At 54.5% G+C, this 9,070-nt stretch carries 8 protein-coding genes and 1 tRNA gene; 7 read left to right on the plus strand and 2 right to left on the minus strand.

Annotated features, from left to right (window positions below; genetic code table 11):
* Window positions 1-111: 111 nt before the first annotated feature.
* From Q0Z93_RS08410 to Q0Z93_RS08435, 6 genes are all read left to right on the plus strand, one after another.
* Window positions 112-1,125, plus strand: coding sequence for a type I asparaginase (locus Q0Z93_RS08410; RefSeq protein WP_298064504.1), 1,014 nt, complete (start codon window positions 112-114; stop codon window positions 1,123-1,125).
* A 185-nt stretch (window positions 1,126-1,310) separates the two neighbouring features.
* Window positions 1,311-1,398, plus strand: a tRNA-Ser gene (locus Q0Z93_RS08415).
* A 402-nt stretch (window positions 1,399-1,800) separates the two neighbouring features.
* Window positions 1,801-2,616 carry a MotA/TolQ/ExbB proton channel family protein gene (locus Q0Z93_RS08420; protein ID WP_298064506.1) on the plus strand — a complete coding sequence of 272 codons (816 nt, stop codon included), beginning with the start codon at window positions 1,801-1,803 and terminating at the stop codon, window positions 2,614-2,616.
* A 54-nt stretch (window positions 2,617-2,670) separates the two neighbouring features.
* Window positions 2,671-3,072: a hypothetical protein gene (locus Q0Z93_RS08425; protein WP_298064508.1), complete on the plus strand. Its 402-nt coding sequence runs from the start codon at window positions 2,671-2,673 to the stop codon at window positions 3,070-3,072.
* A gap of 11 nt (window positions 3,073-3,083) precedes the next feature.
* Entirely contained in the window at window positions 3,084-3,662 is a 579-nt protein-coding gene (locus Q0Z93_RS08430) for a biopolymer transporter ExbD (protein ID WP_298064510.1), read from the plus strand.
* A gap of 1 nt (window position 3,663) precedes the next feature.
* Window positions 3,664-4,155 (plus strand): biopolymer transporter ExbD, encoded by a 492-nt coding sequence (locus Q0Z93_RS08435; RefSeq protein WP_298064511.1) that lies wholly within the window; start codon window positions 3,664-3,666, stop codon window positions 4,153-4,155.
* Window positions 4,156-4,324: 169 nt separating this feature from the next.
* On the opposite strand, the gene deoC is transcribed toward Q0Z93_RS08435, so the two are convergent.
* Window positions 4,325-5,170, minus strand: coding sequence for a deoxyribose-phosphate aldolase (gene deoC, locus Q0Z93_RS08440; protein ID WP_298064512.1), 846 nt, complete (start codon window positions 5,168-5,170; stop codon window positions 4,325-4,327).
* A gap of 390 nt (window positions 5,171-5,560) precedes the next feature.
* Window positions 5,561-5,812, minus strand: a complete 252-nt coding sequence (locus tag Q0Z93_RS08445; RefSeq protein ID WP_298064514.1) for a hypothetical protein — start codon at window positions 5,810-5,812, stop codon at window positions 5,561-5,563.
* 665 nt (window positions 5,813-6,477) lie between these two features.
* Between Q0Z93_RS08445 and Q0Z93_RS08450 the strand changes: the two genes are divergently transcribed.
* Window positions 6,478-7,476 (plus strand): formyltransferase family protein, encoded by a 999-nt coding sequence (locus tag Q0Z93_RS08450; protein ID WP_298064515.1) that lies wholly within the window; start codon window positions 6,478-6,480, stop codon window positions 7,474-7,476.
* Window positions 7,477-9,070: the final 1,594 nt, after the last annotated feature.

A 9,070-nucleotide genomic window follows, 5' to 3' on the forward strand; every position in this document is an offset into this window, starting at 1 on the left:
AGCGCAGCTATCTGAAAGTTTCTTTGGTTCTTTCTTTTCAAAGAAAGAACAGTCACTCACAGTGGGGTACAGAATAATCGAACGGAATAAAATATGTAGTTTTGCGGAGTTATGAGACATTCGATACTATTGATATACACCGGCGGCACCATCGGGATGAAGACCAACCCCGAGACCGGTTCCCTCGCCCCCTTCGACTTCGGTCAGATCGGCAGCGAAGTACCCGAGCTGCGGAAATTCGGCATACGGATCGAAACCATCACATTCGATCCCGCGATCGACTCCTCGAACGTCAGCCCCGCCGAGTGGTGCCGGTTAGCCCAAGTCATCCGCGACAACTACGAAAAGCACGACGGCTTCGTCGTGCTTCACGGCACCGACACCATGGCCTACACCGCATCGGCCCTGAGTTTCATGATGGAGAACCTCGCCAAGCCCATCATCTTCACCGGCAGCCAGATCCCCATCGGCGTGCTGCGCACCGACGGACGCGAAAACCTGATCTCCGCCATCGAGATCGCCGCCGCAGGAGAAGTACCCGAAGTCTGCATCTACTTTCAGAACAGCCTCCTGCGCGCCAACCGCACCATCAAATACAACGCCGAACACTTCAACGCATTCCGCAGCCCCAACTATCCGCCGCTGGCCGAAGCAGGAATCACCATCAAATACAACACGCCCTACATAAGGAAAGTCGACAGCTTTCTGCCCTCGCTCAAAGTCAACACCGCCCTCGAGACACGCGTGGCCGTGGTGCGGATTTTTCCAGGCCTCAGACCTGAAATATTTCGGGCCATGCTCGGGATCGGCGAGTTGCGCGGAGTGGTGCTCGAGACCTACGGGGCCGGGAACGCGCCCACAGACCCGTGGTTCGTCGAAGCCGTGGCCGAGACCGTAGCGCGGGGAGTGGCGATCATCAACGTCACCCAGTGCGCCGCCGGGAGCGTGGACATGGAACTGTATGACACGGGGCGGGCCCTCCTGAAAGCCGGGGTGGTGAGCGGCCGGGACATGACCACGGAAGCGGCGCTGGCCAAACTGATGTACCTGCTGGGCGAAAAACTGCCCAAAGAACAGCTGGAACACTATCTGCACACCCCGATCCGAGGCGAGATCACACTGTGACACGTGCATGCAACAGGGTTGTAAAAACGACGAAATTCGCAAGGATGTTGTGCACAATAAATATTTATTCTAACTTTAACGCGTAAAACCTGCTTTCGGCTGTTTGCAGGAAGTTCTCCGCACGCGGGACAGAAGGAATGAAAAACCGGGTGTCTGAGCGGAGGGTTGTTTTTTGACAGATTTTTGGAGGAATGTCCGAGCGGTCGAAGGAGCACGCCTGGAAAGTGTGTATACCTCAAAAGGGTATCAAGGGTTCGAATCCCTTTTCCTCCGCAGTGACCCCGAATCGGGTGCCGGTTCGGGGTCACTGAACGGTCCCGCCGGGAGGCAAGGGATAACGGAGCGAATGCGATGAATCCCTCGAAGATGAAAAGGGGCGGGGATAGATAAATCGCGAATGCGACGTAATCCCTTATAATTCGGCAGAGTTCGCCGGGAGGCATAACGGAGCGCATGCGACGAATCCCTCAGGATGAAAAGAGAGCGGGGATAAATTAATCGCGAAACGACATTATCCCGATGAAAATTTCTCGGGACGGCTGTTAGGGGTCATGACCCGGGGCAATTCTGAAGAGCCCCATAACAGCTTTAATAAAAGACAAACCGAAAGCGGATGCTTCCGCAAACAAAAACAACGAACAACAACAAACAAACTAATCAAATCTTACCGTCACTATGAAAAAACTTCTGACAATCGTGTCCATGGTAGGTCTGCTGACCTTCGGCACCGCGAATCTGTACGCTCAAGATGCCGCTGCTGATACTGCTGCTGCGGCACAGACTGAACAGACCGTTGCTCCGGCAGCTGCCACAACGACTACGGATGCAGCCGCAGTTGCTGAAGAAGAACTGGGCGGACAGCCGATGCACCAGGCCCTGAAACAGAAATTCATCGAAGGGGGCGTGGGCTGGATGTCGCCGATCCTCCTCTGCTTGATCCTCGGTCTGGCGATCGTGATCGAACGCGTTATCTACCTCAACTTGGCCACTATCAACACCAAAAAACTGCTCGAAAAAGTCGAAGACGCACTGAACAACGGCGGCGTGGAAGCTGCTAAGGAAGTGTGCCGCAACACCCGCGGGCCGGTGGCTTCGATCTTCTATCAGGGGCTGGATCGGGCGAACGAAGGGCTCGATGTAGTCGAAAAATCGGTATCCTCGTACGGCTCGGTACAGGCTGGGAAACTCGAAAACGGCATGTCGTGGATCTCGCTCTTCATCGCCTTGTCTCCGATGTTGGGGTTCATGGGGACTGTGGTCGGTATGATCGCGGCCTTCGATGCCATCGAAGCAGCAGGGGATATTGCTCCGTCGCTGGTGGCCGGGGGTATGAAAATCGCCTTGCTGACCACGGTGGCCGGTTTGATCGCTGCGGTGATCCTGCAATTGTTCTACAACTATCTGCTGGCTAAGATCGACAGCATCGTCATCTCAATGGAAGACGCTTCCATCTCGCTGGTGGACACCCTGACCAAATACCTGAAAAAATAACCGGCGCGGGACTTCCCGCCCGGAAGTCCACTGCGTGCTTTTGGCACAAAAAATATGAAATACCTTTCAATCATCAAATACGTACTGCTCATCGTATCGGCGATTCTGGTGATCGCCGGGGCGGTGACGGGCAAAGTGGACCTGATGCTCGGCTGGTCGTTCGCCATGATTCTCCTGACCATCGCACTGACGATCATCATGCCGCTCGTGGCAGTGTTCCAGAACCCGAAGAGTGCGACCCGCTCGCTGATCGGATTAGGCGTGATCGTCGTGGTCTTCCTCGTCTCGTATGCACTGGCCTCGGACGAACCGATCAAGCTCGCCAGCGGGAAGGTAATGGACAACTCGTTTGAACTGAAATTCAGCGACACGGCTCTGTATGCGACTTACATCGCTTTCGCCGGAGTGGTCCTGAGCATTCTTTACGGAGAGCTCTACAAAGTCTTTAAAAAATAAAGTCCATACTCATGGCTAAAAGAAAAGTTCCAGAAATCAATTCCGGATCCATGGCCGACATCGCGTTCCTGTTGCTCATCTTCTGGCTGATGACGACTTCCATGAACGTCGACTCGGGTATCTCCCGGAAGTTGCCCCCTCTGGTCGATCAGGAAAGCGACCCGGGGATGGACGCCCATGAGCGTAATGTGCTTATGGTGTTCGTCAGCGGCAACAACCAATTGCTGGTTGCGGGGCAGCGTATGGACATATCGGGATTGAGTGAAAAGGCCAAAATCTTTATCACCAACCCGACCAACGATCCCAACATGCCGGAAAAGGAAATGACCGAAATACCGCTGCTGGGCAAATATCCGGTGAGCAAAGGCTTGATTTCGCTCCAGAATGACCGCGGAACAAGCTACGACATGTACCTCAAGGTGCAGAACGAACTCACCAAAGCCTACAACCAGGCCAAGGATGAACTGGCTCAACAGAAGTTCGGACGCTCTTATACCGACTTGAACGACGAACAGCAGAAAGCTATCAATAAGGCGATCCCGGTGAAAATCTCGGAAGCCGAACCGCGTAACCTGACAGGAGGAAAGTAACATGGCACAATTCAAAAGGAACGGAGGGAAGGGGACCCCAGGGATCTCCACCTCGTCGCTGCCCGACATCGTGTTCATGATCCTGTTCTTCTTCATGGCCACTACCACCATGCGTGAAGTGGAACTGATGGTGCAGATCGATTCTCCGAAGGCCAGCGAAGCTCAGAAACTCGAGAAAAAGTCTTTGGTAAGCTACATCTACGTCGGGCCGCCGACCAAGGCGCTTGCGCCGCAGTTCGGGACGGCGCCGAGGATCCAGCTTAACGGGGCGTACAGCTCGTTGCAGAATATCACCGAGTTCGTGGCTGCCGAGCGGGATAAACTCAGCGAAAAAGACCGGCCGGATATGACCGTCAGCCTGAAAATCGACGCCAATACCAAGATGGGGATGGTGACTGATATTAAGCAGGAATTGAGGCGGGCCAATGCACTGTCGATCAGCTATGCGGCGGCGAAGGACAAGGGCGAAGGAAATGCCAATGCCAATCAATAATCGATAGAGCTAATCTCGTTGATATTGCTTTTGCAGGTACAAAGGGGAGCTTCTTTCTCAGGAGAGAAGCTCCCCTTTTTCGTTATATAACCTTACATAACCGGATAGAACGGCAGCGGCGATAAATGCAATCGCATTCATCGCCGCTGCCGTTGTCACAACCGACGGATCAGAGCAGATGCGGCACCAACGCATCCACCAACCGGCTCGCCCCGATGCGGAACAGTGACGGTGTCAGCCACTCCTCGCCCAACTCCTGCGCCACGATAGTATGGTACAGCACGGCTTCCTGCGGTGTCCGGATGCCCCCCGCCACCTTGATCCCCACTTTCCGCGAGCAAGAGCGTTCAAAATCACGGATCGCCCGACACATGACTACAGCAGCTGCCGGCGTCGCCGAGATCGGGGTCTTGCCCGTCGATGTTTTGATGAAATCGGCTCCCGCCTCCATCGCCAGCATCGATGCCCGGTAGATCAGCTCCGGATCGCCCAGCGACCCGGTTTCCAGGATCACTTTCAGCACCGCATCGCCGTCGATCTCCTCCCGCATCATGGCCAACTCGCTCTCCGCCAGGTCGTAATCTCCCGACAGCATCGCCCCTACATTCATGACCACATCCACTTCGTCCGCCCCGTTCTCGATCGCCATGGCACATTCCAGCATCTTGACTTCCAGATAAGTCTGTCCGGACGGGAATGCCCCGCAAACCGCCGTGATCCCGATATTCTCGCCCGGTGACCCGGCCGGCACCTCCGCCAAAGCCACCCCTACGGCATCCACCAGCGACGGATAGACGCAAATCGACGCCACGGCGGGCAATCCGGCAGAGGCCAGTTCGATGGCATGGTTCGTGAAAGCCGTCACGCTGCGCGGCGAATCGGTCTCCTTAAGGGTCGTATAGTCGGTGCACGCAAGGCATTGCAACTCAATCTCCCGCTCGTCTTCCCGGGCGGAAGCCGAAGCTGAAAGTTCCCGAACTCTGGTACTGACCCAAGCCGTATCGATGTTTTTCATGGCGGTCGAAACTAAATGTGATCCTGCAAAGTTAACAGAAAACCGATGGTTCGATGAATTCCGCAAGAATCCGGCTCATTCGGGACAACAGCCAATGGTTCGCTCGTTCGAAGTCCCTGCGAATCTCCGCAACTAACTTCGGCTCGCCGAACCCGATACGCCTCGTCTGCCGTCCCGGCGAGCTAAAAAGTATAGCGGATCTTAAATGCTGCCAGATCCCACTGGGAATGCGGCGTGAAATTGATATTCGGTTTATAATCCACAGCCAGCGCAATCGGAGCGCCGGCGAATTTGTATTCAAATCCGACTGTCGGATCGAGACCGATCGCAAAATCCGAGTTCTGGTGTTTCCCCAGATGCAGCGCGCCGATGTTCAGACCGCCCCCTGCGTTAGAGGCTGAAACCTGTGGCCAGAGGCACGTGGTACTGATAAACGGCTGACAGCATCACGCCGTCGCAGCCGATATTGTAGCCCAATTGCGCTTCGATCGCACTGCGTTCTCCCAGAAAATGTTTGAATCCGAAACCCATATCCGCTCCCAGATTGACGCTGATCGCCGTATTGTATTCCTGGGCATGCACTGTGCTCAAGCCTGCTAATGGCCAAACCAGCGCGAACAAAGCAAGCACTTTTTTCTTCATAAGAGTTTGTGAGTTAAAGGTTGTCTGTCAAATATAATAAATTTAAGCGATTACATACTTTTTTGTACTTTTTTCTCTTCTTTCGAATTTGGTTTTGCACCGGGGGCTCGGCACCTGAACCGGGGCTAGTTGCTGATCTTTTAGGGGGAAGACCTCTCAATGGGGAGTACGGCCCTGGCCTGAATCGAAGGGTTAATATAAAGAATGCGGGTACAAATAATCGCGAAAGGTTGAGTGCGTTGATTCTCCTTGCTGCTGTGCGGAAAGAGAGCCGCCCCACTCCCGCATACCTCCGCCGCCAGCGTCGTATCCTTGTATCGGACCTCCTTTGATCTCTGCTCTATGTTGTTTTTGCAAAAAATATTACCTTTGATCGATTTCATTCATCCATCTGCCTATGATATAAACTCTTTTTGCAGACTCTTTTTTTCCTCTTTCGGCTGACGGCGACACCCGCGCGGCCGAAAGGGACGACATAAAAAGCGTTAGCTTTTATTCTTGCTTTCTGAAATCTGGACAATTTCAAAAGCCGCAAGGAGTAAAGTGCAACGCCTGCGTAGCGATACGTGGGCTTTACTCTGTTATCTTGCGGCATGGGTAGTCCAGAACCTCAGAAAGCGGATAAAAGGTATTGTCCCACGTTTTTAATTTTCTACGCTACCGCAATGGACAACCATGCAACAACAGCCCGAATGTTCCTGTCAGCAATGGAACGCTCGGAAAAAATTTACACGCATTATCTGGCTTCGGGCCGTACTTATCGGGATGCGCTCGATTTAAAAGAATGCAATGCACATATACGCGATATGGTCGGCACAGACCTTCCTAATCTGCCGGTGCAGATGAGAAGCCCGGCACAGAAGTTGATCCGCCATTACGACGATTGGCTGAGTTTATGGGAAGATTTCGATCGCAGCCGCGATTTCGGGCCGGACAATCTGTTCTTGTTTGAAAATCCGCATCATTTTCCCAAAGAAGCGGCACGGTCGCTGATCGAATATTACCGCTGCCAAAGCCTCGAGATGCTGTTTATCGGCAAGAAAGACGACCGAAACGCCTATCATGCGGCGGAATACGTCCGGCAGATATTTCCCCATACGACGGTATTGTTCGGGGCCAGAGGCGAATCGTTTCCCGAAGATATGCTCTGGTGGAAAGGAGATTATATTTTTTCGTATCTGTCCCCGTGGATTATCCCGGAAGGATTGTTGCAAAGAGCTGCCCAAGGAGCTATCAATTGGCATCCGGGGCCGCCTGAGTATCCGGGCATCGGATGCACGAATTTCGCTGTATACAACTGCGAAACAGTGTTCGGAATCACTTGCCACTACATGGCAGGTCGGGTCGATACGGGACGCATCATCGAAGTTCGAAAATTCAGGATTCTGGAGAACGACACGGTATTTTCGGTCACGCAAAAATGTTATGCTTGTATCCTGAATTCTTTTTTGTCCATACTCGATAAAATCGCTGTCGGAGACGCGTTACCTCAGAGTGATGAAGCGTGGACGCGGACACCTTATACCCGCAAAGAGTTAGATGCCTTGTGCAAAATCATGCCGGATATGCCACTCGAGGAAGTTTATCGGAGGGTCAAAGCCACCACTTATGATCGCCCATGGGCTTACACGGAAATAGAAGGCCTGAAATTTCTTTTAAAATAGAGGTGATTACTTTATTTTGAGGCCATTTTTCGACTTAGGCCGGTGCTGTACACCTCTACAACTGGCAGGCCCGGATTGCGTGCCCAGCGGCACCGGGTCCCGTGGAGTAAGTCTACGGCCCGCACGCACACGGAAATATCTTTCTGCACCGATAACCGGTTGCAGTTTCGTTCCGAAGCTGGCTTGGCAAGACCTTCAGGTTGCAACCCTGTACCGGGTGGTTTCAGGACGCGCACTTCTTCCAAGTGTACATATCATTAAACGTTTTTCTGTGCCGGGGAAGATCATTTTAGGGCCGTAGCCTGCGGGGTTTTGAGGAACGGCTGGACACACGAGACGCAGCCGTTGGCTGTTTTATTGGCTGTTTCCCGTTAGTTCCGTCCGTTGTTGTCGGAATCCGATAAACCGCGACCTTTGGTCGCGCGCCCGACGCCGCCCCACGCGGCGGGCGGTACCGCTCGGCACGCGATCCGCACCCTTCGGGTGTTTTATTGGCCTGCAGGCAGCAAAATAAACTACCCCCAAAGAGGATACTGCCCTACGCGGGCGGCGTCCGGGTGACCCCGGCGGGACGGGCGAAACTGCGTTTCGCTTGGGCCGGAATTACCCCGAACATAACCCGCGCACCGGTGGAAATTCGGGTTAACTGCGATCTCCCGATGTCGGGCCGGAGCCACTCCAGGTGGAGGCCTGCAACACTCGCGTGGCTCGTTTGCGGCCCCGCTGGCTCCGGCTATCTCTCAATAAAATGAACTGTGTTTTGTCCCGCGCACCGGGTTTCACAGTCTCCGCCTCGGAGAGGCGGTCGGCCCGCAGCCCCGCCCTGCGGAGGGCCGGTGCCGCTCGGCACTCGATCCGGGCTGGAACTACCCGAAATATCCTCCGTGGGCGGCGGCCCGTTACAGATCGAAAAAGGTCTTCGTCCCGCGCGCTGGCGGAAATCCTGTTCAAAAGCAATTTATGCTTTTGACCGATTCCCTTCTCCAGCCGTCGCGCGCAGGGAGTTTGAGGGTACTGCCCTTACGCCGGGCGGGCGGGGCCGCGCGGCACACGAACCAGGCCACCTTTACCTCTGCTATATTATCCCGCGCATCAGCGAAATCTTATTTCACTCTGTAAGGCGCAGCGCGGGTACCGGTGCCGCTCGGCACGCGATCCGTACCCTTCGGGGGGGTTATTGGCCTGCCGGCAAAATAAACTACCCCAAAGAGGGTACTGCCCTGCGCGGGGGCATCCGGGTGACCCCGGCGGGACGAGCGAAACTGCGTTTCGCTTGGGCCGGAATTACCCCGAACATAACCCGCGCGCCAGGAAAATCGTTCGCTTTCAACTCACGTTGAAACCGTCGATTTCCCTTTTTCGGCGTCGGCGCGCGGACATCATTCGCCGTGAAAAAAGAGAGGACTGCCCTCGGGTCAATGCCGAGCGGCACGCGAACAGGGGAGTTTGCTCAGCCTTAACCGGAGAAAACTGCGCTCTCGCGCGGGCCCCGCTTAATAGGTCTTCTCAAGCTCCGATTTTGCGATTGCCGGTCTGATCGTCGCCATCGTCTTGTTGGCCACCTTCCGCAAACGGCACAAGGCTTCTTCAGAAC

The sequence above is a fragment of the uncultured Rikenella sp. genome (assembly GCF_947628055.1).
GTDB lineage: Bacteria > Bacteroidota > Bacteroidia > Bacteroidales > Rikenellaceae > Rikenella.